Origin of the sequence: Streptomyces sp. NPDC087428, assembly GCF_044744085.1 — a bacterium.
Lineage (GTDB): Bacteria > Actinomycetota > Actinomycetes > Streptomycetales > Streptomycetaceae > Streptomyces.
This window is the reverse complement of sequence record NZ_JBIUXR010000011.1, coordinates 150,719-172,076: the sequence shown is the minus strand read 5'-3', so window position 1 is coordinate 172,076 and position 21,358 is coordinate 150,719. Positions and strand designations below refer to the sequence as shown.

Below are 21,358 nucleotides of genomic sequence, written 5' to 3'. Positions count from 1 at the left end.
GCTGCGGGGCACCGGTCCGGTCAGCCCTGGACGGGGACGTTCCAGGGGAGGGTGATCCAGACGGTCTTGCCGCCGTCGGCGGTGGGTGTGACGGTCAGCCGGCCACCGTACTCCTTGGCCAGGGAGCGGATGATCACCATGCCGCGCCCGTTGTCCTGCTGGACGGCGGCGGGCAGTCGCTGGGGCCAGCGGGGGTGACTGTCCGTCACTCCGAGGTACAGCTGTTCCTCGCGCTCCAGCCGTAGGTCCACGGTGAACGTGGGCGACTGGCCGAATGTGTGCTGGACCGCGTTGGTCGCGAGCTCCGAGACGATCAGCCGGATGGTGTCCGCGGCCTCGTTCCCGTCGGACAGTCCCCATTCGGCCAGCACCCTGGCCACATACCTCCGGGCCGCGGAGACCGAGACCGGCTCGCTCGGCAGAGTGACGCTTGCCTCTTGATGGTCCGCCATGGCCGGCCGCCCCTTTCCCACCCGGAACCGACCCGCGATCGGTCCGTGCTGTGCTTCGCGCCAGATTGCCACTGATGCTGCCCTCTGTAACGACGATCCACCAAGATATGCATATATCTGTCGCTCAAAGCGGTGAACTCCTCGCTGGATGCGGTACGGGAGCGGCACACTGTCCGCTCGGCAGGGAGTGGGAGGGAGGCACCACATGCAGCACGGTCCTGCGGTGCGACGCCGCAAGCTCGGGGAGGAGCTGCGGAGTCTGCGCCATACATCCGGACTCACCAGCCGGGACGCCGCGCAACTGCTCGGGTGGCACCAGTCGAAGGTGAGCCGGATCGAGACAGGTGTCAGCGGGGTGCGGCCGGCGGACGTCACCCGGCTGCTGGACGCGTACGCCGTGGACGACCCGCAGTTGCGGGATGTCCTGAAGGCGCTCGCCGGTTCGGCGGGCGGGGGTGGCGCGGGCTGGTGGCATGCCTACCGCGGCCTCATCCCGCCCCAGTACCGCGACTTCATCAGCCTGGAGTCACAGGCACGCACCGCCCGGACGCTGGAGACCTCGGTGGTGCCGGGCCTGTTGCAGACCGCCGACTACGCACGGGCGGTGACCCGGGCCGCGCTGGACGGGCTGCCGGCCGGCCAGCTGGACTCGCTGGTGGAGGTGCGGCTGGCGCGGCAGGGGGTGCTCCGGAGCGATCCGCCGCTGAGGCTGAGCGCGGTGCTCGACGAGGCGGTGCTGAGGCGTGCGGTCGGCGGCCCGCGGGTGATGAGGGAGCAATTGCGCCATCTCGTGCGGCTGGCTCAACTTCCCCATGTGCAACTTCAGTTGCTGCCCTTCACGGTCGGCGGCTATGTCGGCCTCACCGGACCTTTCGTTATCTTCTCATTTCCGAGCACTTCTGATCTGGATGTGGTCGTTCTTGACCATTTGACGAGTAGCCTCTACCTGGAGCGGAAAGAAGACCTCGAGGCGTACAGCTCGGCCTTCCGCACTCTGCAGGCGCACGCGCTGTCGCCGGAGCACTCGTTGGACCTGATCGCCGCGATCGACCGCGCCGGTCGGTAACTACGGACTGCCCGAGGGGGGCGTCATGTCGGATTGCCTCGCACAGCACGCGTTACGTTGGCGGCGCAGCAGCCGCAGCACGGGAATGAACAACTGCGTGGAAGCCGCGCCGTTCGGCAGCAGGCGGCTGGCCGTGCGCGACTCCAAGGACGTGTCCAGGCCACCGCTCCAGTTCTCGTCGGCGGCCTGGACCTCCTTCGTCTCCGGTCTGAGCATCGGCTCGGTCCGGTGACGCGGCGGCGGACCGGTCACGGCGCCGGACGACGGCGGTGCCGTCTCAGGCGTCCGGAGCGGTCCGCCGTACGATCGCGACCGCGGTCGCGATCTGCTCGTCCGTCAGGTCGGCGCGTGCCGTCAGCCGCAGCCGGGAGATGCCGTCCGGGACCGAGGGCGGCCGGAAGCACCCGACCGCCATACCGGCCGTACGGCAGTCGGCCGCCCAGCTGACCGCGGCGTCGGCCGACGGCGCGCGTACCGAGACCACGGCCGCGTCGGGCCGCACGGCGGCCAGACCGGCCGCGGTCAGCTGTCCGTACAGCGCGGTGGCCACCGCACGGGCCCGGCCCGCCCGTTCCGGTTCGCGGCGCAGCAGCCGCAGGCTGCCGAGCGCGGCGCCGGCGGCGGCCGGGGCGAGTCCGGTGTCGAAGATGAACGTACGCGCGGTGTTGACCAGGTGGTCGATGACACGGGCGGGGCCGAGGACCGCGCCGCCCTGGCTGCCCAGGGACTTGGAGAGGGTGAGCGTGGCGACGACCCCGTCGCCGCCCGCGAGGCCGGCGCCCGCGACCGCGCCGCGACCGCCCTCCCCGAGCACCCCCAGACCGTGCGCGTCGTCGACGAGCAGCGCGGCGCCCTCGTCCCGGCAGACCTCCGCCAGTGCGGCCAGCGGCGCGGCGTCGCCGTCGACGGAGAAGACCGAGTCGGTGACCGCCAGCGCCCTGCCGTCGTGCGCGTGCAGGCTCTTGCGCGCGGCGTCGGGGTCGGCGTGCGGCACGACGGCGGTCTCGGCCCGGGAGAGCCGGCAGCCGTCGACGATCGAGGCGTGATTGCCCGCGTCCGACACGATCAGGGAACCCCGCCCGGTGAGGGCGGTGAGGGCCGCGAGGTTGGCCGCGTAACCGGAGGACAGGACGAGGGCCGCTTCGAAACCGCAGAAATCAGCCAGTTCCCGTTCGAGTTCGGCGTGCAGCACGGTGGAACCGGTGACCAGCCGGGATCCAGTGGCCCCCGCACCCCAGCGGTGGGCCGCGTCGGCCGCTGCCGCGGTCACCTCCGGGTGCCTGGTCAGGCCGAGGTAGTCGTTGCTCGCGAGGTCCAGCAGTTCCGTCTCGGCGGGCCGGGGCCGGAGCGTCCGGACGAGTCCGGAGTCCGCACGGCGGCGCGCCTCGTCGTCGATCCAGTCGAACGGGGCGAAGGCCATGGGCGGTCCCTTTTGTAGGCAACTCACAGACCTTAACCGGGGGCGAAGCCGGGCAGGGTGTGGCCATGCACACACCCTCGTGCCTCTCTGTTGTCCGGTTCTTCCTTGGCTACGAGGCGTGCCGTGCGTCAGGATCATCGCCATGGACCTCCTGAACACGCTGGCGGACAAGGGGCTGCGGCGCGAGCTGCCGACCCGTGAAGAAGCGCTCGCCGTACTGGCGACCCCGGACGACGATCTGCTCGACGTGGTGGCCGCGGCCGGAAAGGTACGCCGCCAGTGGTTCGGGCGGCGCGTGAAGCTGAACTATCTGGTCAATCTGAAGTCGGGGCTCTGCCCCGAGGACTGCTCGTACTGTTCGCAGCGGCTGGGTTCCAAGGCCGAGATCCTCAAGTACACCTGGCTGAAGCCCGACGAGGCGTCGAAGGCGGCCGCCGCCGGGGTGGCGGGCGGCGCCAAGCGCGTCTGTCTGGTGGCCAGCGGCCGGGGTCCGACCGACCGGGACGTGGACCGGGTGTCGCAGACCATCGAGGCGATCAAGGAGCAGAACGAGGGCGTCGAGGTCTGCGCCTGCCTCGGGCTGCTCTCCGACGGGCAGGCCGGCCGGCTGCGGTCGGCCGGGGCCGACGCGTACAACCACAACCTCAACACGTCCGAGGGGACGTACGGGGAGATCACCACCACCCATACCTACGCGGACCGGGTGGAGACGGTCCACCAGGCACAGGCGGCGGGTCTCTCCGCCTGCTCGGGGCTGATCGCCGGAATGGGTGAGAGCGACTCCGACCTGGTCGACGTCGTGTTCGCGCTGCGCGAGCTGGACCCCGACTCGGTGCCGGTCAACTTCCTCATCCCGTTCGAGGGGACGCCGCTCGCCAAGGAGTGGAACCTGACTCCGCAGCGCTGCCTGCGGATCCTGGCGATGGTGCGGTTCGTCTGCCCGGACGTGGAGGTACGGCTCGCGGGCGGGCGTGAGGTGCATCTGCGCTCGATGCAGCCGCTCGCCCTGCACCTGGTCAACTCGATCTTCCTGGGCGACTATCTGACGAGCGAGGGCCAGGCCGGACAGACCGACCTCGACATGATCGCGGACGCCGGTTTCGAGGTCGAGGGTGCGGGTACGACCACGCTCCCCCGGCACCGCGCGGATGCGGGAGGCGGCTGCGGTTCGCACGCGGACGAGTGCGGTTCGCACTCCGGCGGCTGCGCGCCCTGCGGCGACGGGGCGGAGGCGCAGGCCGCTCCCGCGGAACCCGTGGAGGCCTCGGCGGCACGCACGGATCTGGTGGCGGTCCGCCGTCGCGGCGCGGGGACGGATCTCGCACCCAATGCCTGAGCCGCTCTCCCCCGCGGATCTGCGCGCCCTGGACCGGGCCCACGTCTGGCACCCGTACGGCCCGATGCCGGGCCGGCAGGAGCCGCTGGTCGTGGAGTCCGCGTCCGGGGTACGGCTCCGGCTCGCCGAACCGGCCCAGGGACACCGCGAGCTGGTCGACGGCATGTCGTCCTGGTGGTCGGCCGTGCACGGCTACAACCATCCCGTGCTCAACGAGGCGGCCCGCGGCCAGCTGGACCGGATGAGCCATGTGATGTTCGGCGGGCTCACCCATGAGCCCGCCGTGCGGCTGGCGGCCCGGCTGGTCGAGATCACGCCGGAACCCCTGCAGCACGTCTTCCTCGCCGACTCCGGCTCGGTCTCGGTCGAGGTCGCCGTGAAGATGTGCCTTCAGTACTGGCGTTCGGCCGGACGGCCGGCGAAGCAGCGGCTGCTGACCTGGCGCGGCGGTTACCACGGGGACACCTGGCAGCCCATGTCGGTGTGCGACCCCGAGGGCGGGATGCACGAGCTGTGGTCGGGGGCGCTGCCGCAGCAGGTCTTCGCGGACGAGCCCCCGGCCGGTTTCGACACGGAGCCGAACGCCGCGTACGCGACGCATCTGCGGGACCTGATCGCGCACCACGCCGACGAGCTGGCCGCGGTGATCGTGGAGCCGGTGGTGCAGGGGGCCGGCGGGATGCGGTTCCACTCGCCGGGCTGGCTGCGCGTGCTGCGCGAGGCGTGCGACGCGTCCGGCGTGCTGCTGGTGTTCGACGAGATCGCCACCGGATTCGGCCGTACGGGAAAGCTCTTCGCCGCGGAACACGCCGGGGTGTCACCCGATGTGATGTGCGTGGGCAAGGCCCTCACCGGCGGCTATCTGACGATGGCCGCGACGCTGTGCACGACCGCGGTGGCCGAGGGCATCTCGCGCGGCGAGGTGCCGGTGCTCGCCCACGGCCCCACGTTCATGGGCAATCCGCTCGCCTCTGCGGTCGCCTGCGCCTCCATCGACCTGCTGCTCGGCCAGGACTGGGAACAGGAGGTCAAGCGGATCGAAGCGGGTCTGCGCGACGGACTGTCCGCCGCGTCCGGCCTGCCCGGGGTGCGGGACGTGCGGGTGCTGGGTGCCATCGGCGTCGTACAGCTCGATCACGAGGTGGACATGGCGGCCGCGACCGGCGCGGCGGTGCGCGAGGGAGTGTGGTTGCGGCCGTTCCGCGATCTCGTCTATACCATGCCACCCTACGTGACCGGCGACGACGACGTGGCGCGGATCTGCCGCGCGGTGTGCGCGGCGGCGCGGGAGGGCTGAGATGAGCGTTCTGGTAGTGACGGGTACGGGCACGGAGATCGGCAAGACGATCGTGACCGCGGCCGTGGCGGCGGCCTCGGCGGGCCGCCGCGTGGCCGTGCTCAAACCGGCCCAGACGGGTCTGCGGCCCGGCGAGCCGGGCGACGCCGCGGAGGTCGTGCGGCTGGCCGGCAGCCATGTGACGGCCGTCGAACTGGCCCGTTTCCCCGAGCCGTTGGCACCCGCCACAGCCGCCAGACGGGCCGGCCTCGCGCCGGTGCGGCCGTACGAGGTGGCCGAGGCAGCCGCGAAGCTGGCGGCCGAACACGATCTCGTCCTGGTCGAGGGCGCGGGCGGGCTGCTCGTACGTTTCGACGACGACGGGGCCACCCTGGCGGACGCGGCCCGGCTGCTTTCCGCACCGGTCCTGGTGGTGGCGCCCGCCGGACTCGGCACGCTCAACTCCACGGCCCTGACCGCGGAGGCCCTGCGCGCCCGCGGACTCGACTGCCTCGGGGTGGTGGTCGGCAGCATGCCCGCCGAACCGGATCTGGCGGAGCGCTGCAATCTGACGGACCTCCCGGTGGCCGCGGGGGCACCGCTGCTGGGCGTGGTCCCGGCGGGCGCGGGATCGCTGCGGCCGGCGGAGTTCCGTGCGCGCGCCGGGAGCTGGCTGGCCGCACAGTTGGGCGGGGTCCGTCCGGCGGACTGACCCGCTGGGCTGGGAGGCCGCGCTGACACTCTGGGCTGAGAGGCCGGGCTGAGAGCGCGTCATACCGCATCATGCGAAAGATCTGTCGGAGATCTGTCATGGAGGAGGTCCGTCATGCGGTTGCGGAACACGAGGAGTCCTAAGGACGCGGTACACCATCCCGTCTTCGCCCGCTACTATGCCCGGATGAGTGTGGCCGCGGAGACCACCGCGGGCCTCGCCGGGATCCGGAAGGAACTGCTGTCCGGGCTCACCGGGCGGGTCATCGAGATCGGGGCGGGCAACGGGCTCAACTTCACCCACTACCCGCCGACGGTCTCCGAGGTGGTGGCGATCGAACCGGAGCGCACGCTGCGGCAGTTGGCGATACGGTCCGCGCTCGGCGCCGGAATCCCGGTGGATGTCATGCCGGGTACGGCGGAGGCACTGCCAGTGGAGGACGAGACGTTCGACGCCGCGGTCCTCTCCTTGGTGCTGTGCACCGTACGGGATGTGCGGCGGTCTCTCGCGGAGGCCCGGCGGGTCCTGCGACCGGGCGGTGAGCTGCGCTTCTTCGAACACGTGCGGGCCGACGACAGGGCCATGGCCACCACGCAGCGCGTGCTGGACGCCAGCTTGTGGCCGCTGCTCACCGGCGGCTGTCACACCTCACGTGACGCGCTGGCCGCGATCGAGGCGGCCGGGTTCGTGGTGGAGACGCATCGGGGCGTCCGCGTTCCCGAGAGCGGTGTCCGGCTCCCCACGTCCGCCTGCGTGCTGGGCGTGGCGCGACGGTCCGACGCGAAGACAGAAGGGCCGGAGGGGCCGGGGCGGGCCGCGGCCCGCTGAGCACGTGCGGTCACGGGGAGGGGGCGGTCAGCCGCTCAGAGGCTCCACTGGCGTAGTTCGTCGGCGATGGCACGGACGTCCGCCTTGCCCTCCTTGACCAGCAGCGCCAGGTCGCGCACCTGCTCGGGCGAGGTGATGACCTTCAGCCCCGACGCGACGAGGTAGCCGTAGGCCACGGCGGAGGCGAACATCGCGTTGGACCGTTCCAGCGCGGGCACGTGCAACAGCAACTGCAGCAGGGAAGCGGCCCGGGAGTGCGGGTCGCTGTACACGGGGCTGCCGAAGATCTCCGCCTCGTGCCGGGCGACGGCGGCGACGAGTGCGCCCCAGTCGGTGACCTGCGGGTCGCCGGGCGTCTTGTGCTCCGCGACCATGAGCAGCCAGGAAAGATGGATCCGGAGATTCAACGGGTACCTTTGCGCTCCGGGCCGAACTCCTCGGCGAACACCGATTCGTACTGCTTCATGAAGTCGGCGGCTGCTTCGACGAAGGTGTGACCGACCTCGCCGGCATCCTGTTTGACGAGCTCTTCTATGTAGCGGTTCACGCTCATCCCCCTCTGGAGCGCGCGCTGCCGCGCGGCCTCGGCGGTGGCCTCGTCCACTCGAACGTTCAGCTGGGTCTTGGGCACGCCATCACGCTAGCGCGGGATCGCTAGCATCGGCAAGGGGAACGGGCGCGGACGCCCCCGGACCCCCTGGCGGAAGCCGGATCGCACTCGGCGGAGCCAGGCCGAGGGGGGCGCGTCCCAGCCCGCCCGGCGCATCTCCGCAGGCTGCCGGACCTGTCCGCGCGGGCCGGGCTGAACTCATCCCCGCGGGCCCCCGGGAGCAGGCGTCGGCGTCCCCGCGCGCCTACCGTCGAAGGGTGACCGACGGATACCCCACCCGATCTCCCCCTCGTCAGAACAAGTAGTCATAATTCCAGGTCAGGCAGGCGACGTCAGCGTGGCCGGACCAGGGCCCTGGTCCGGCGTCGCATGCGTGCCACACGTCCAGATCCCGCGACGACTCATGGAGTGCACATTGAGTACGACGTTCCGTTCTCGTATCACCGCCAGGTTCGGTCGCAGCTATCTGGCCAGGATTCAGAAGCACGGAATCGGGTCCTCCACGATCAGGCTGCTGCCCGAGGATCTGCTGATGCTGCTGCGCAGGGACGGCCTGGATCCGGTCCGGCAACTGGCCCGCACGCGGACGGACGCTCCGGTGTCCAAGGTCTCGCTGCCGTTCGGTATGGACGCCTGGGTGGTCACCGGCTACGAGGAATCGAAGGCAGTACTCGGATTCGCCGAAGGATTCAGCACGGACTTCGCCCATCTGGCCACGAATGCCGGGATAGCCGCCGCACAGAGTCCCGGCGGACTCGGGTTCAGCGATCCGCCCGTGCACACGCGGCTGCGCCGCATCCTCACCCCTGAGTTCACGATGCGCCGGCTCCGCCGCCTGGCTCCCAGGATCGATGCCATCGTCGAGGAGCGCCTCGACGCGGTGGAGGCCGTGCGGGGCCCGGTCGACCTCGTCCACGAGTTCGCGCTGCCCATCCCCTCCCTCACCATCTGCGAACTGCTCGGCGTGCCGTACAAGGACCGCGACGACTTCCAGCAGTTGGCCATGGACCGCTTCGATCTCTTCGGGGGAACGACCGCGCCCTTCGGCGCCATGTCAGCATCACTGGACTACTTCAGGGAGGTCGTCGGGGCGCAGCGGAAGAAGCCGGGCGACGGCCTGCTCGGCATGATCGTGCGGGAGCACGGCGACAGCGTCGACGACGAGGAACTCGCCGGCCTCGCCGACGGCGTACTCACCGGCGGGTTCGAGACGACAGCCAGCACGATCGCACTCGGCTCCCTCGTACTGCTCCAGAACGAGGACGTCCTCACTCGGCTCGGTACGGACGACACCATGACCGTCCCGTTCGTCGAGGAGGTGCTGCGCTACCTCTCCGCCGTACAGATCGCCTTCCCCCGGTTCGCCCGGCGGGACATCGAGATAGCCGGGGTCGTCATTCCGCGCGGGGACATGGTGCTCTGCTCCCTGAGCGGTGCCAACCGGGACGAGTCCTACGTCACGGACGACGGCCGCTTCGACCCGTTCCGCACCACCCCCACGGGGCATCTCGCCTTCGGCCACGGCATCCACCGGTGCATAGGCGCCGAACTGGCACGGATGGAACTGCGCTCCGCCTACCCGGCCCTGGCCCGGCGGTTTCCCGGTATGCGGCTCGCTGTGCCACCGGAGGACCTCGCGTTCCGCAAGCTGTCGATCGTCTACGGCATCGAGTCGCTGCCCGTGCACCTGAACTGAGGCCCGTGCGGGGCCACCCGGGGCGCGTGCTGGGCCGGAATTCGTTCGCTGTACGGAGCGGCATTCTGCTTGGCTCACCCGATGAGCGATCTCCACATACGTCACGCCGACCCCACGGACATCGAGGCCGTGCTGAGATTCTGGCGTGCGGCGGCAGAAGGTACGAGCATCAGCGACGACCACGACGGGGTGGGACGGCTCGTCGCACGCGACCCCGAAGCCCTGCTCCTCGCGGAGCGTGACGGGGTTCTGGTCGGAACCGTCATCGCCGGTTTCGACGGGTGGCGGTGCTCCGCCTACCGGCTGGCCGTGGCCCCGGACTGCCGCCGACAAGGCATCGCCACCGCTCTGATGGAGGCGGCGGAGCAGCGGTTCGCCGCACTCGGCGGCCGACGCGTCGACGCCATGGTCCTGGAGGCCAATGAGCCCGCGCACCACACCTGGGATGCGGCCGGCTACCGCCGCGAGGACCACTGGCGGCGCTGGGTGAAGCCGCTGCGGGGCTGAGGGCGGGGAACTGAGTGACGCGTGCGGGAAGCCGTCGGCGACGGCTTCCCGCACGCACTCGCCGCTCCCCCTGCCCCCGCAAGCAACTTTGCTGATCCTTTACCATGGGTGCTTCCCTGCCGATCCTTACGAAAGGTGTGAGCGTCCATCCATGGGCGAGCCTCCCAGTAGCCGATATCGCCGATACCGAGCGATCCCTCTGTCCCTGCCCGATCATGGGACGGAGGTGAACCGATGATCGAAGTGCTTCTGCTGCTCGTGGCGGTACTGCTCTCCCTTGCCTGCGGCGCCTTCGTCGCGGCGGAGTTCTCCCTGACCACGGTCGAGCGCGGCCAGCTCGAACGGGCCGTGGAGCAGGGTGAACGTGGCGCTTCGAGCGCCATGAAGGCGGTACGCAGCCTCACCTTCCAGCTCTCCGGGGCCCAGCTGGGCATCACCGTCACCAATCTGGTGGTCGGCATGCTCTCCGAATCCTCGATCGCGAAACTGATCCGGGGGCCGATCGAGGCCGTCGGACTGTCGTCCAGCGTGTCGTCGTCCGTGGCGCTCGTCATCGGTACGGCCCTGTCCACCGTGTTCCTGATGGTCGTCGGGGAGCTCGTCCCGAAGAACTGGGCGATCTCCTCGCCGCTGGCGGTCGCGAAGACCGTGGCCACCCCGCAGCGCGTCTTCACCGCCCTCTTCCGGCCCTTCATCAGCCACCTCAACAACACGGCCAACCGGATCGTGCGCCGTTTCGGGCTCGAACCCGCCGAGGAGCTGGCAACGGCCCGCAGCCCCCAGGAGCTGGTGGCCCTGGCCCGGCACTCCGCAAAAGCCGGCGCCCTGGAGGCGGACACCGCCGAACTCTTCGTCCGCACCCTCAACCTGTCGGCACTCACCGCGGAGAACGTGATGACCCCGCGGGTCCAGGTCACCGCACTGGAAGTGCGGGCCACGGCGGAGGACGTCGCCAACGCGACCCGGGCGACCGGGCTGTCCCGGTTCCCCGTGTACCGGGGCAGCCTCGACACCGTGGTCGGCGTCGCCCACATCAAGGACGTGCTGGCGATCCCCGCCGAGCAGCGACCCCGTAAGCGGATCGCCGACATGCTGCGCGAGCCGCTGCTCGTACCGGAGACGCTGACCGTGGACCGGTTGCTGGACCGGCTGTCCGGCAAGCTCGCGATGGCGGTCGTCATCGATGAGTACGGCGGCACGGCCGGGGTCGTCACGCTGGAGGACATCGTCGAGGAGGTAGTGGGCGAGGTGCGGGACGAGCACGATCCGCACGAGACGCCGGACCTCGCACCCGCCGGCGAGGACGCCGACGGACGCACCCTGTGGTCGGCCGACGGTGCGGCCCGGACCGACCAGCTGGAGAGGATCGGACTGAGAGTGCCGGACGGACCGTACGAGACCCTTGCCGGGCTGATCGCCTCGGAGGTGGGCCGGATCCCCGCCGTGGGTGATTCGGTCGAGTTCGCCGGCTGGCGGCTCGACGTGGTGGACGCCTCCGGGCGCCGCGCCGCGCGGGCGCTGCTGCACGCGCCTCTGCCCGGCTCCGACGAGCCGTCGGAGGATGAGCGATGACCGCCGTACAGCTCTTCATCGGCCTGCTGACGCTAGTCGTGAACGCCTTCTTCGTCGGTGCGGAGTTCGCTCTGATCTCCGTACGGCGCAGCCAGATCGAGCCGCAGGCGGAGGACGGGAACCGGCGTGCCCGCAGCGTCATCTGGGGACTGGAGCACGTCTCCGCGCTGCTCGCCGCGGCGCAGCTGGGCATCACCCTCTGCACGCTGATCCTCGGTATCGTCGCGGAACCGGCCATCGCCCATCTGCTGGAGCCGGTCTTCGACGCCGTGGGTATGCCGCACGGGCTGGTCCATCCGATCTCGTTCGTGATCGCGCTGTCCGTGGCTACGTATCTGCACATGCTGCTGGGCGAGATGGTGCCGAAGAACATCGCGCTCGCCGAGCCCGTGCGGACCGCACTGCTGCTGGGTCCGCCGCTGGTGGCACTGGCCCGCACACTGCGTCCGGTGATCTTCGCGATCAACGCCTTCGCCAACGCCCTGCTGAAACTTCTGCGGGTGGAGACGAAGGACGAGGTCTCGGCCACCTTCTCGGACGACGAGCTGGCCCGTCTGGTCAAGGATGCCGGGGATGCGGGACTGGTCGACGACCGGGCGGCGGAACGGCTGCACCACGCGCTGGAGCTGGGCCGCCGCCCGGTACGCGATGTGGTGCTGCCGGTGGACCGGGTGATGTACACGAGGGTCGGCACGACTCCCGAGGAGCTGGAGAGGCTCTCGTCCGAGACCGGGTTCTCGCGGTTCCCGGTGATGGACAGCGAACAGCGGATCCTGGGCTACCTCCATGTGAAGGACGCCCTCGATGCCACGCCTCGCGATGTGCCGTTCCCGGTGACAGCGATGCGGCCGATCGCCCGGGTACGGGCGTCCACGCCTCTCGACGACGTGCTGACCGCGCTGCGGCGCAGCCGTACACACCTTGCGGCGGTCGTCGACGAGGACGACCGGCTGGCCGGAATGGTGACGATGGAGGACGTGCTCCGGGAACTGGTGGGACGAGCGCAGTCCCGCTGATCCCGGAGGGGGCAGGGCAGGTCTGGAGCAGGGCTGGGGGCTGAGACTGGGGGCTGAGGCTGGGGGCCGGGTCACGGGGTCTGAGTGCGGGTACGGGCCCTGACTCGGGCCCGGCCGCTCCCGTTCCCTCCCTGGGCTCCAGCCCGCCTTCTCCGGCCATCCGGGAGGGGCCGGGCGGCCCCGCGATACGATCGCATCGCCATGGAAATGAATGCCACCTACACCAGTCTCGTCGCGGTCGGCGACTCGTTCACCGAGGGCATGTCGGACCGACTGCCCGACGGTTCGTACCGGGGCTGGGCCGACGTCCTCGCCACCCGGCTCGCAACCCGGACTCCGGGATTCCGATACGCCAACCTCGCTGTGCGCGGGAAGCTGATCGGCCAGATCGTCGACGAGCAGGTGGACGTCGCCGCGGACATGCGGGCGGATGTCGTGACGCTGGTCGGCGGTCTCAACGACACCCTGCGTCCCAAGTGCGACATGGGTATGGTCCGCGGACGGCTGGAAGAGGCCGTGGAACGCCTCGCACCGTCATGCAAGAGGCTGGTGCTGATGCGCAGCCCCGGACGCAACGGACCCGTGATGGAACGGTTCCGGCCGCGGATGGAGGAGTTGTTCTCCCTGGTCGACGACCTGGCCGCCCGGCACGGCGCGGAGGTCGTCGACCTGTACGGCGCACCGGCGCTGGGCGACCCCCGGATGTGGGATGTCGACCGGCTGCATCTGGCGGCCGAGGGACATCGCAGAGTGGCCGAGGCCGTGTGGCAGTCGCTGGGCCTGCCCCCGGAGAACGACTGGCAGTCGCTGCTGCCCGCATCCGCCCCGCCGTACTGGGCCATCCGGCGCGTCGACGATCTGCGCTTCGCCCGTGAGCACCTGTTCCCCTGGATAGGGCGGCGTCTGACCGGCCGCTCGTCGGGGGACGGACGGACGGGAGCGCAGTTCAGCGCCGAGCAGGGCCAGGCCTTCTGGGTGACCCCCGACGATGCCGCTGCTCCGGGCCCGGTCGCCACGTGGAGCCGGGTGGCCGCAGGCGAATGACCTCCCGCCCTCTTCGCCCCCTTCCGGACCGCTGTGCGTCAGGCTTTCCCCCTTCCCGGTAAGGGAGTTGCTCCTCGGACAGGCTGGTGCGGACGAGGCGGGTCGGGAAGCATGGCCGTGCGCGGTACGGAGAGCGTCCGTGCACAGGCTGAGCGACGCGAAGAGGGTGGATGGCGGATGGCTGACGAGCGGGACACCCGGACAGCGGTGGACGGGATCGACACGGGCACGCCGCATTCGGCACGGGTGTGGAACTACTGGCTGGGCGGCAAGGACAACTTCGAGGCTGACCGCCGGCTCGGGGCGACGGTGGAAGAGCTGTACCCGCAGATCATCGAGATAGCGCGCGCCTCCCGGGCGTTCCAGGCGCGAGCGGTGCGCTATCTGGCCGACGAAGCGGGAGTACGGCAGTTCCTGGACCTCGGCACCGGCCTGCCGACGGCGAATGCAACGCACGAGGTCGCCCAGGGCGTCGACCCGGCAGCGCGCGTCGTGTACGTCGACAACGACCCGATCGTCCTGGCCCATGCCCGTGCCCTGCTGTCCAGCCGGCCGGAGGGGGCTACGGACTATGTGCACGCGGACCTCACGGACGCGAAGACGGTGTTGCGCGAGGCCGCCCGAACGCTGGACCTCGACCGGCCGGTGGCCGTGATGGTGCTGTCGACACTCGGGCACGTGGCGGACCCGGACGAGGCAGCGACGCTGCTCCGGAGCTACCTGGACGCCCTGCCGGCGGGAAGCTGGCTCATGCTCTGCGACACCGTTGAGACGCCGGAGACCCGGGCGGGGTCCGACGAGTACGCCGGCGGGGGTGCCATGCCGTACATCTCGCGCCCCAAGGAGATCATGGCGACCTTCGCGGACGGACTCGACCTCGTGGAGCCGGGCTTCGGTTCGATCAGCCTCTGGCGCCCCGACGGGTCCGTGACCGGCGAGCCGGTTGACCAGTGGGGATTCGTGGCCGCCAAGCGGTAGCACCCGCTCGGGCCGATCGGCGCTCGGGCCGATCGGCGCTCGGGCCGTCACCGATCCGTCGTCGCCACTAGGCCACGGACGGGGGCGGAGCGGGCACGACGGCCGGGCGGACGGAGAGAGGGCAGGCGGAGAGAGGGCAGGGTGCGGCCGGAAGAGACAGAAGAGACACCTGACGCTCATGAGAGAGAGACAGCCGGCACTCGTGGCCGGGCACTCGTAGCAACCCACAAACCGGGCCGCGGCGCCGACCTGCACAAACCGCCAGTAGAATCACGACACGTGACTGCTGTGTCTGCGAAGCCTCGCATCCCCAATGTCCTGGCCGGCCGCTACGCCTCCACGGAGCTGGCCGTCCTTTGGTCCCCCGAGCAGAAGGTGAGGCTGGAACGTCAGCTGTGGCTGGCGGTGCTGCGCGCCCAGAAGGACCTCGGGATCGAGGTGCCCGACGCCGCTCTCGCCGATTACGAGCGCGTCCTCGACCAGGTCGACCTGGCCTCGATCGCCGAGCGCGAGAAGGTCACCCGGCATGACGTCAAGGCCCGCATCGAGGAGTTCAACGCCCTCGCCGGCCATGAGCAGGTCCACAAGGGCATGACGTCCCGGGACCTCACCGAGAATGTCGAACAGCTTCAGATCCGGCTCTCCCTGGAACTGATGCGCGACCGCACCGTCGCCGTGCTGGCCCGGCTCGGCAGGCTCGCGGGCGAGTACCGCGAGCTGGTCATTGCCGGCCGCTCCCACAATGTCGCCGCGCAGGCCACGACGCTCGGCAAGCGCTTCGCGACAGCGGCCGACGAGCTGCTGGTCGCCTACGGCCGCCTTGAGGACCTGCTGGGCCGCTATCCGCTCCGCGGTATCAAGGGGCCCGTCGGCACCGCTCAGGACATGCTCGATCTGCTGGGCGGCGACGCCGGCAAGCTGGCCGACCTTGAGCAGCGCATCGCCGGCCACCTGGGCTTCGCGCAGGCCTTCACCTCGGTCGGCCAGGTCTACCCGCGTTCGCTCGACTACGACGTGGTGACCGCGCTGGTGCAACTGGCCGCCGCGCCGTCCTCGGTCGCGAAGACCATCCGGCTGATGGCCGGGCACGAGCTGGTGACCGAGGGCTTCAAGCCCGGCCAGGTCGGCTCGTCCGCGATGCCGCACAAGATGAACACCCGCTCCTGCGAGCGCGTCAACGGCCTGATGGTGATCCTGCGCGGCTACGCGTCGATGACCGGCGAGCTGGCGGGCGACCAGTGGAACGAGGGCGACGTGTCGTGCTCGGTGGTCCGCCGGGTGGCACTGCCTGACGCGTTCTTCGCGTTCGACGGTCTGGTGGAGACCTTCCTGACGGTGCTCGACGAGTTCGGCGCCTTCCCTGCCGTCGTCGCCCGTGAACTGGACCGCTACCTGCCGTTCCTCGCCACCACCAAGGTGCTGATGGGTGCGGTGCGCGCGGGTGTCGGGCGCGAGGTCGCCCACGAGGCCATCAAGGAGAACGCGGTGGCTTCCGCTCTGGCCATGCGCGAGCAGGGCACGGAACGCAATGAGCTGCTGGACAAGCTGGCCGCCGACGAGCGCATTCCGCTGGACCGTGTCCAGCTGGACGAACTCATGGCCGACAAGCTCTCGTTCACGGGCGCCGCGGGCGACCAGGTGACAGCCCTCGTGTCCCGCATCGAGGAGATCACCAAGCAGCACCCTGAGGCCGCCGGATACACGCCGGGCTCCATCCTCTGACGGCCCTCGCCACCGGACGATGACACCCGACGAGCTACAGGCCGCCCGTGACCGCACTGTTCCCGATGTGGTCGCGGGCGGCCTGAGCGTGCTGTTCTGCGGAATCAATCCGAGCCTGATGACTGGTGCCACGGGCCACCACTTCGCCTTCCCCGGCAATCGCTTCTGGCCGGTTCTCCATCTGTCGGGTTTCACATCGCGGCAGTTGAAGCCGTCGGAACAGTCCGAGCTGCTCCAGTACCGGCTGGGCATCACCAACGTGGTCGCCAGAGCCACGGCCCGAGCCGATGAGCTGTCCGCCGAGGAGTTCCGCGCGGGGGGAGAGATCCTCACCGCGAAGGTGGAACGGCTGCGGCCGCAGTGGCTGGCGGTGGTCGGCATCACGGCCTACCGGACGGCATTCGGTGAACGCCGGGCCCAAATCGGGCCGCAGGAACGGATGATCGGCGGATCGCACGTCTGGGCCCTGCCCAACCCCAGCGGCCTCAACGCCCACTGGACCGCTCAGACGATGGCCGAAGAGTACGGGCGGCTCCGCACGGCCGTCGCCGCGGACCCGCTCGCCGACACCGCCGGGGTCTGACTGCCGGGGTGTGACCGCCGAGGCGAGGCTGCCGGAACCGGGAATCTGCTGCTCCTACCAGGCCCCTGCTGCTGGAGCCACAGCCCGGCTGCCGCTCCGACCCGGCCGCCGAACCGTTTGCCCGGTGGGCGCGGTCAGCGGAGGCAACGCGGTCAGCGGAGGCACCGCCGGCCTCCCCTCACACCCGAAGCGATCCACGCGCCTCACGGCGGGTCTATCTCCGTCACCACGACGGTCAGCTCGCACCCGGGCCCGTCCTCCTCCAGGCAGAGCCCCAGGGCGATCCACCGTTCCTCGATGCGCCAGAGCCGGAAGTATTCGCAGCCCGCAGCTGTCTCGGCCCAGGGATCGGGTATCACCTCGCCGGACATCATGCGCTCCGGCGCGCTCCACAGACTGATCATCTGCGGCTCGCCCCAACGCGCACCGAGCAAGGTGATCAGCGCGTCGTGCTCCGCGAGGCACTGCGCCCGGTGCTCCAGCCGCGCCGCCTCGTCCTCGTCCCAGGCATCGTCGTCCGCGTGCAGGAAAGCGGTGTGATAGCCGGGCCCGCTGACTCCCGTGCCCGATCGGACGCGCTCCACGGGAAACTCCCGGGCGCGCATCCCTTCGATGAGGCGGAGCTGATGTGCGGTGGTCATGCCGTCAGTAAACCGCCCGCCACTGACAACCGAAGCCCCACCCCATGCTTTGAGCCGATTTACCCCACCTCGTCCCGGCGTCTCGGCGTCCCGACACCACACGTCCCGGCGCCACAGTGCCCCGACACCTCAGCGTCCTGGCACTTCAGCGTCCCGTCGTCCTGGCGGGCACCGCTCAGGCGTCGCGCCGTCTCAGCGCCCACCAACCGACCAACAGCGCCGCAGCGGCCCAGGCCGCGGTGACGGCCAGTCCTGCCCAGGGTCCGAGGCCGCCTTCCGGGTGCTGGTGCAGCACCAACTGCCCGGCCCTGTCGGGCAGATAGTCCGCCGCACTGCCCGCGATGTCCCCGACCACGAACGAGACGATCAGAATAAAAGGGATGAGCAGACTGAGCACGGCAACCGCGCCACGCAGCAGGACCGTCAACCCTGCCGCGAAGAGGGCCATCAGAGCCAGATATATCCCGCCTCCGAACGCCGCCCGCAGGGCGCCTGGTTCCCCCAGCCCGATGGCGTGCTCCCCCATGAGCAGCTGCCCCGCCAGAAACGAACCGAACGAGGTGATGAGGCCGACCGCCAGCACAGCTCCACCGACGAGGGACACCTTGACCATGTAGAAGTGGGTGCGGCGCGGAACGGCCGCGAGCGACATGCTGAGCGCGCCATTGAGGTACTCGGACGAAATCGCAGTCGCGCCGAAGCTGATGGCTGCGATCTGACCGAAGTTCAGCGCGTAGAACGCGCCGAAGAGGAGGTCGGCGTCCGCGTTGTCCGCCTCGGCCTGACCGACCGTGGCGAAGGTGAGCACCGTGACGACCATGGTGACGAGGAAGACGGCGATCAGGGATCCCGAGATGGAGCGCACCGATCTGATCTTGATCCACTCGGAGCGGAAGACTGCTGTTGTCGACATGGTCAGGCCTCCTGACGGGTGGTGGGCGGGACAGCTGCGGAGGCGAATTCCGCGGCACCGGCGGTGAGGTCCAAGTAGGCCTGTTCCAACGTGGCCTGCTCGTCGATGAGCTCAAGGACCGCGATGCCCTCTCTGGCCGCCATCGCTCCGATCTCCTCCGCCTTCGCGCCGTCGACGGCCCACCGGCCGTCGTCGCCCTGCGTGGCCCGGTAGCCCTTGCGTGTCAGAACCTCACCGAGCCGGGAGGATTCGGTCGTGCGTATCCGCACCCTGGGCCGGCTGCGGGAGTCCAGGAATTCCCGCATCGGCAGATCGATGAGGAGCCGCCCCCGCCCGAGCACGATCAAGTGGTCGGCGAACGACGACGTCTCGTTCATCAGGTGACTGGAGACGAGCACCGTGCGACCCTCCCGGGGGAGCCGCTTCATCAGTTCCCGGATCCAAACGATGCCCTCCGGGTCCAGCCCGTTCGACGGCTCGTCGAGCATGATCACCCCCGGGTCACCGAGCAGTGCCGCCGCTATACCGAGCCGCTGGCGCATGCCGAGAGAGAACGTCTTGATCCGGCGTCCGCCGACCTGGGCGAGGCCTGCCTCCTCCAGCACCTCGTCGACCCTGCGGGGGCCCATGCCGTTGCTCGTCGCGAGCGCGAGCAGGTGGTTGCGAGCCGTCCGCGCACCGTGAGCGGCCTGTGGATCGAGGAGTACCCCGACGCGGCGCAGTGGCTCGGCCAGGGCCGCGTACGCCTGCCCGCCGATGGTGGCGGTACCCCCTGTGGGCCGGTGCAGCCCGAGGACCAGCCGCATGGTGGTGGACTTGCCCGCCCCGTTGGGCCCGAGGAATCCGGTGACCCGGCCGGGCCGCACGCTGAAGGTGAGGTGGTCCACAGCGCGGGTCGCGCCGTAGTCCTTCGTGAGCTCGTGGACATCGATGCTGGTCATGTCCCCAGCCTGGCGGCCCCGCCGGCGACGATCCTCCCCCGCCGGAGTGGACCGTCTCCCTCTCTCGGGGGAGCCGCCGCACCCGAGCACGCTGGCACGATGGGCGGCATGCTCCGCTTCCTCCACCCGTTGACCGCGCAGGTCACCTACACCCGCTGGCTGCATCTGCTCATGCCGTCAGCCGTCGTGAGCGTGTGGCTGTTCATCTCGATGGACACCCCGTGGGTGCCCGTCGTCCTCGCGGCGCTCGTCGGCCTGATACCCGGCATGCGGCTCGCCGAGGGGTTCCAGGCACAGCTGCTGCTCACGCCCGCAGAGCGCGGCGACCCCGACGCGACCATCTCGGTGGCGCCGTCCACCTCTTGGTCCGAGCGCTGGCGGACCGCGCTCTGGCTGGAGGTGCGGCTGCTGTGCGCGGGCCTGTCCGGCCTCGCCACGGTATGGCTGTCGGCCACGACGTTCGACCTCGTCCGCTCAGCCCTGGGTTCAAGACCGAGCGACGAATGGTTTGCCAGTGGACTCGGAGCGCACTGGTGGGCTGCGGTTCTCGCTCCTGTCCCCCTGCTCTTCATGCTCGCCGTGATCGTGGGCTGCGGGGAGCTGATCACCGCAGCCGCCCGTTGGCTGCTCGGCCCGACACCGGCCCAGCGGCTGACAGTGCTGGAGGAGCGCACCGAGCAGCTCCTCGAACGCAATCGGATCGCGCGGGAGCTGCACGACTCGATCGGGCATGCCCTGACGGTTGCCGTGGTGCAGGCGGGGGCCGCAAGGGCGGCGGGCGACCCCGAGTTCACCGAACGGGCCTTGTTAGCCATCGAGGAGACCGGCCGTGACGCGCTCGAAGACCTGGAGCGGGTACTGAGGGTGCTGCGCGAGTCAGGTAAGCCGCCGGGGCAACGACCGTCGCTGAGTGAGGCGGCTCGGTTGCTGGACTCTGCCCGGGGGGCCGGGGCCACGGTCGATGCCGAGGTGTCCGGCCCGCTGGAGCAAGTACCGGGGTCGGTGTCCCGTGAGGGGTACCGCATCCTTCAGGAATCCCTCACCAATGCCCTGCGGCACTCGGGGGCCGTCCCGGTCCGGGTCCGTATCACCGTCGCGGAGGGAAGGCTGGAGTTGGAGGTGACCAACCCGTTCACGGGTTCGACCAGTACACCTGGGGGTGGAAGCGGGCTACGGGGCATCCGCGAGAGAGCCGCCCTGCTGGGCGGAAATGCCAAGACCGGCCTGTACGGAGGGGAATGGATGGTGCACGCGAGCCTTCCGCTGAACCGCATACGCTGACCGGATGCCGGTTACCGTTCTTCTGGTCGACGACGAACCCCTGGTCCGCGCAGGCCTGCGTGCGGTCCTGGAGGCCCAGCCCGATATCGAGGTCGTCGGTGAGGCGGGAGACGGAGCCGCGGTGATCCCGCTGGTGCGTCGGCTGCGCCCCGACGTCGTCGCGATGGACGTCCGGATGCCGCTGATGGACGGGATCGAGGCGACCCGGGTGGTGCTGCGCACGGTGCCCGATCCGCCGAAGATCCTGGTGGTCACGACGTTCGAGAACGACGAGTACGTGTACGAGGCGCTCCGCGCGGGGGCGGACGGGTTCCTCCTCAAGCGGGCCCGGCCCGCGGAGATCATTCATGCGGTGCGGCTGGTGGCGGAGGGTGAGTCCTTGTTGTTCCCTGCGGCCGTCCGGCAGCTCGCCGCCGAATACGGTACGAGCAAGGCGCGGAAGACCATGGACCGGGCTTCTCTCACCGAGCGCGAGGCCACGGTGCTGCGGCTGATGGCGCGGGGGCTGTCCAACGCCGAGATCGCGGCGAAGCTCGTGGTGGGTGTGGAGACGGTGAAGACCCATGTCAGCGGTGTGCTGGCGAAGTTGGGCGCCCGGGACCGCACCCAGGCGGTCATCGCCGCGTACGAGTCGGGATTCGTCACCCCCAGCTGAACGCCAGCTGATTCCGGTTCTTCCCGGACCGCGTTGCGTCCCGCGGTCGCCCTGCCCCTGAGCAACGAGTACGATCCGCCTGACATGCGCACGAGCTGGGAGGACACAC

Annotated in this window: 23 protein-coding genes; 16 read left to right on the top strand and 7 right to left on the bottom strand. The window is 70.2% G+C overall.

The features are described 5' to 3' along the window. Positions 1 to 20 precede the first annotated feature (20 nt). Positions 21 to 452, bottom strand: a complete 432-nt coding sequence (locus tag ACIO3R_RS24410; RefSeq protein ID WP_363023679.1) for an ATP-binding protein — start codon at positions 450 to 452, stop codon at positions 21 to 23. A 205-nt stretch (positions 453 to 657) separates the two neighbouring features. Between ACIO3R_RS24410 and ACIO3R_RS24405 the strand changes: the two genes are divergently transcribed. After that, complete coding sequence (locus tag ACIO3R_RS24405; protein WP_402108642.1) at positions 658 to 1,518, top strand: helix-turn-helix domain-containing protein; 861 nt, start codon at positions 658 to 660, stop codon at positions 1,516 to 1,518. Between the two features lie 25 nt (positions 1,519 to 1,543). Continuing rightward, positions 1,544 to 1,750, top strand: coding sequence for a DUF397 domain-containing protein (locus ACIO3R_RS24400; RefSeq protein WP_385040477.1), 207 nt, complete (start codon positions 1,544 to 1,546; stop codon positions 1,748 to 1,750). Between the two features lie 45 nt (positions 1,751 to 1,795). On the opposite strand, the gene ACIO3R_RS24395 is transcribed toward ACIO3R_RS24400, so the two are convergent. Next, positions 1,796 to 2,938 carry an 8-amino-7-oxononanoate synthase gene (locus ACIO3R_RS24395; protein WP_402108639.1) on the bottom strand — a complete coding sequence of 381 codons (1,143 nt, stop codon included), beginning with the start codon at positions 2,936 to 2,938 and terminating at the stop codon, positions 1,796 to 1,798. A gap of 142 nt (positions 2,939 to 3,080) precedes the next feature. On the opposite strand from ACIO3R_RS24395, the gene bioB reads away from it, so the two are divergent. From bioB to ACIO3R_RS24375, 4 genes are all read left to right on the top strand, one after another. Further along, the gene (bioB, locus tag ACIO3R_RS24390) at positions 3,081 to 4,274 is read left to right on the top strand and encodes a biotin synthase BioB (RefSeq protein WP_385041130.1); all 1,194 of its coding nucleotides are present in this window, start codon (positions 3,081 to 3,083) and stop codon (positions 4,272 to 4,274) included. Continuing rightward, positions 4,267 to 5,571, top strand: a complete 1,305-nt coding sequence (locus tag ACIO3R_RS24385; protein WP_402108636.1) for an adenosylmethionine--8-amino-7-oxononanoate transaminase — start codon at positions 4,267 to 4,269, stop codon at positions 5,569 to 5,571. Before bioB ends, ACIO3R_RS24385 begins: the two co-directional genes overlap by 8 nt. A gap of 1 nt (position 5,572) precedes the next feature. Then, positions 5,573 to 6,262: a dethiobiotin synthase gene (gene bioD / locus ACIO3R_RS24380; protein WP_402108634.1), complete on the top strand. Its 690-nt coding sequence runs from the start codon at positions 5,573 to 5,575 to the stop codon at positions 6,260 to 6,262. A gap of 114 nt (positions 6,263 to 6,376) precedes the next feature. Beyond that, positions 6,377 to 7,090 (top strand): class I SAM-dependent methyltransferase, encoded by a 714-nt coding sequence (locus ACIO3R_RS24375; protein ID WP_385041139.1) that lies wholly within the window; start codon positions 6,377 to 6,379, stop codon positions 7,088 to 7,090. A 35-nt stretch (positions 7,091 to 7,125) separates the two neighbouring features. On the opposite strand, the gene ACIO3R_RS24370 is transcribed toward ACIO3R_RS24375, so the two are convergent. Further along, positions 7,126 to 7,497 carry a fic family toxin-antitoxin system, toxin component gene (locus tag ACIO3R_RS24370; RefSeq protein ID WP_363023666.1) on the bottom strand — a complete coding sequence of 124 codons (372 nt, stop codon included), beginning with the start codon at positions 7,495 to 7,497 and terminating at the stop codon, positions 7,126 to 7,128. Continuing rightward, positions 7,494 to 7,721 (bottom strand): hypothetical protein, encoded by a 228-nt coding sequence (locus ACIO3R_RS24365; RefSeq protein WP_030921856.1) that lies wholly within the window; start codon positions 7,719 to 7,721, stop codon positions 7,494 to 7,496. Before ACIO3R_RS24365 ends, ACIO3R_RS24370 begins: the two co-directional genes overlap by 4 nt. Positions 7,722 to 8,115: 394 nt before the next feature. On the opposite strand from ACIO3R_RS24365, the gene ACIO3R_RS24360 reads away from it, so the two are divergent. The 8 genes from ACIO3R_RS24360 to mug all read left to right on the top strand — a co-directional run bounded on the left by ACIO3R_RS24360 (position 8,116) and on the right by mug (position 16,818). Continuing rightward, complete coding sequence (locus ACIO3R_RS24360; protein WP_402108631.1) at positions 8,116 to 9,396, top strand: cytochrome P450; 1,281 nt, start codon at positions 8,116 to 8,118, stop codon at positions 9,394 to 9,396. An 81-nt stretch (positions 9,397 to 9,477) separates the two neighbouring features. Continuing rightward, the gene (locus ACIO3R_RS24355) at positions 9,478 to 9,903 is read left to right on the top strand and encodes a GNAT family N-acetyltransferase (RefSeq protein ID WP_385041146.1); all 426 of its coding nucleotides are present in this window, start codon (positions 9,478 to 9,480) and stop codon (positions 9,901 to 9,903) included. A 234-nt stretch (positions 9,904 to 10,137) separates the two neighbouring features. Beyond that, positions 10,138 to 11,475 carry a hemolysin family protein gene (locus ACIO3R_RS24350; protein WP_385027965.1) on the top strand — a complete coding sequence of 446 codons (1,338 nt, stop codon included), beginning with the start codon at positions 10,138 to 10,140 and terminating at the stop codon, positions 11,473 to 11,475. Then, a complete protein-coding gene (locus tag ACIO3R_RS24345; protein WP_385027962.1) occupies positions 11,472 to 12,491 on the top strand; it encodes a hemolysin family protein in 1,020 nt (339 codons plus the stop codon). The genes ACIO3R_RS24350 and ACIO3R_RS24345 overlap by 4 nt, the downstream gene beginning before the upstream one ends. 201 nt (positions 12,492 to 12,692) lie before the next feature. Then, a complete protein-coding gene (locus ACIO3R_RS24340) occupies positions 12,693 to 13,535 on the top strand; it encodes an SGNH/GDSL hydrolase family protein (protein ID WP_402108629.1) in 843 nt (280 codons plus the stop codon). A gap of 177 nt (positions 13,536 to 13,712) precedes the next feature. Then, positions 13,713 to 14,513, top strand: coding sequence for an SAM-dependent methyltransferase (locus ACIO3R_RS24335; RefSeq protein ID WP_385027956.1), 801 nt, complete (start codon positions 13,713 to 13,715; stop codon positions 14,511 to 14,513). Between the two features lie 279 nt (positions 14,514 to 14,792). Then, complete coding sequence (gene purB, locus ACIO3R_RS24330) at positions 14,793 to 16,235, top strand: adenylosuccinate lyase (protein ID WP_402108626.1); 1,443 nt, start codon at positions 14,793 to 14,795, stop codon at positions 16,233 to 16,235. A 19-nt stretch (positions 16,236 to 16,254) separates the two neighbouring features. Then, the gene (gene mug, locus ACIO3R_RS24325; RefSeq protein WP_402108623.1) at positions 16,255 to 16,818 is read left to right on the top strand and encodes a G/U mismatch-specific DNA glycosylase; all 564 of its coding nucleotides are present in this window, start codon (positions 16,255 to 16,257) and stop codon (positions 16,816 to 16,818) included. Positions 16,819 to 17,021: 203 nt separating this feature from the next. Here mug and ACIO3R_RS24320 read toward each other — a convergent pair whose 3' ends face one another. From ACIO3R_RS24320 to ACIO3R_RS24310, 3 genes are all read right to left on the bottom strand, one after another. Next, positions 17,022 to 17,459, bottom strand: coding sequence for a hypothetical protein (locus ACIO3R_RS24320; protein WP_402108620.1), 438 nt, complete (start codon positions 17,457 to 17,459; stop codon positions 17,022 to 17,024). A 175-nt stretch (positions 17,460 to 17,634) separates the two neighbouring features. Then, a complete protein-coding gene (locus tag ACIO3R_RS24315) occupies positions 17,635 to 18,372 on the bottom strand; it encodes an ABC transporter permease (protein ID WP_402108618.1) in 738 nt (245 codons plus the stop codon). 2 nt (positions 18,373 to 18,374) lie between these two features. Continuing rightward, positions 18,375 to 19,313, bottom strand: a complete 939-nt coding sequence (locus ACIO3R_RS24310) for an ATP-binding cassette domain-containing protein (protein ID WP_402108615.1) — start codon at positions 19,311 to 19,313, stop codon at positions 18,375 to 18,377. A 108-nt stretch (positions 19,314 to 19,421) separates the two neighbouring features. Here ACIO3R_RS24310 and ACIO3R_RS24305 point away from each other — a divergent pair, with 108 nt between their 5' ends. Together ACIO3R_RS24305 and ACIO3R_RS24300 are read left to right on the top strand one after the other, a co-directional pair. Further along, positions 19,422 to 20,594, top strand: coding sequence for a sensor histidine kinase (locus ACIO3R_RS24305; protein WP_385028066.1), 1,173 nt, complete (start codon positions 19,422 to 19,424; stop codon positions 20,592 to 20,594). A 4-nt stretch (positions 20,595 to 20,598) separates the two neighbouring features. Further along, positions 20,599 to 21,249: a response regulator gene (locus ACIO3R_RS24300; protein WP_402108612.1), complete on the top strand. Its 651-nt coding sequence runs from the start codon at positions 20,599 to 20,601 to the stop codon at positions 21,247 to 21,249. Positions 21,250 to 21,358: the final 109 nt, after the last annotated feature.

What these genes read in the sequence shown, in the direction of transcription:
- bioD (WP_402108634.1), top strand. Translation starts at nt 5,573, where the DNA reads ATGAGCGTTCTGGTAGTGACGGGTACGGGCACGGAGATCGGCAAGACG.
- ACIO3R_RS24310 (WP_402108615.1), bottom strand. Translation starts at nt 19,313, where the DNA reads ATGACCAGCATCGATGTCCACGAGCTCACGAAGGACTACGGCGCGACC.
- ACIO3R_RS24305 (WP_385028066.1), top strand. Translation starts at nt 19,422, where the DNA reads ATGCTCCGCTTCCTCCACCCGTTGACCGCGCAGGTCACCTACACCCGC.
- mug (WP_402108623.1), top strand. Translation starts at nt 16,255, where the DNA reads ATGACACCCGACGAGCTACAGGCCGCCCGTGACCGCACTGTTCCCGAT.
- ACIO3R_RS24340 (WP_402108629.1), top strand. Translation starts at nt 12,693, where the DNA reads ATGGAAATGAATGCCACCTACACCAGTCTCGTCGCGGTCGGCGACTCG.
- bioB (WP_385041130.1), top strand. Translation starts at nt 3,081, where the DNA reads ATGGACCTCCTGAACACGCTGGCGGACAAGGGGCTGCGGCGCGAGCTG.
- ACIO3R_RS24395 (WP_402108639.1), bottom strand. Translation starts at nt 2,938, where the DNA reads ATGGCCTTCGCCCCGTTCGACTGGATCGACGACGAGGCGCGCCGCCGT.
- ACIO3R_RS24385 (WP_402108636.1), top strand. Translation starts at nt 4,267, where the DNA reads ATGCCTGAGCCGCTCTCCCCCGCGGATCTGCGCGCCCTGGACCGGGCC.
- ACIO3R_RS24315 (WP_402108618.1), bottom strand. Translation starts at nt 18,372, where the DNA reads ATGTCGACAACAGCAGTCTTCCGCTCCGAGTGGATCAAGATCAGATCG.
- ACIO3R_RS24355 (WP_385041146.1), top strand. Translation starts at nt 9,478, where the DNA reads ATGAGCGATCTCCACATACGTCACGCCGACCCCACGGACATCGAGGCC.
- ACIO3R_RS24410 (WP_363023679.1), bottom strand. Translation starts at nt 452, where the DNA reads ATGGCGGACCATCAAGAGGCAAGCGTCACTCTGCCGAGCGAGCCGGTC.
- ACIO3R_RS24335 (WP_385027956.1), top strand. Translation starts at nt 13,713, where the DNA reads ATGGCTGACGAGCGGGACACCCGGACAGCGGTGGACGGGATCGACACG.
- ACIO3R_RS24320 (WP_402108620.1), bottom strand. Translation starts at nt 17,459, where the DNA reads ATGACCACCGCACATCAGCTCCGCCTCATCGAAGGGATGCGCGCCCGG.
- ACIO3R_RS24350 (WP_385027965.1), top strand. Translation starts at nt 10,138, where the DNA reads ATGATCGAAGTGCTTCTGCTGCTCGTGGCGGTACTGCTCTCCCTTGCC.
- ACIO3R_RS24345 (WP_385027962.1), top strand. Translation starts at nt 11,472, where the DNA reads ATGACCGCCGTACAGCTCTTCATCGGCCTGCTGACGCTAGTCGTGAAC.
- ACIO3R_RS24405 (WP_402108642.1), top strand. Translation starts at nt 658, where the DNA reads ATGCAGCACGGTCCTGCGGTGCGACGCCGCAAGCTCGGGGAGGAGCTG.
- ACIO3R_RS24300 (WP_402108612.1), top strand. Translation starts at nt 20,599, where the DNA reads ATGCCGGTTACCGTTCTTCTGGTCGACGACGAACCCCTGGTCCGCGCA.
- ACIO3R_RS24400 (WP_385040477.1), top strand. Translation starts at nt 1,544, where the DNA reads ATGTCGGATTGCCTCGCACAGCACGCGTTACGTTGGCGGCGCAGCAGC.
- ACIO3R_RS24375 (WP_385041139.1), top strand. Translation starts at nt 6,377, where the DNA reads ATGCGGTTGCGGAACACGAGGAGTCCTAAGGACGCGGTACACCATCCC.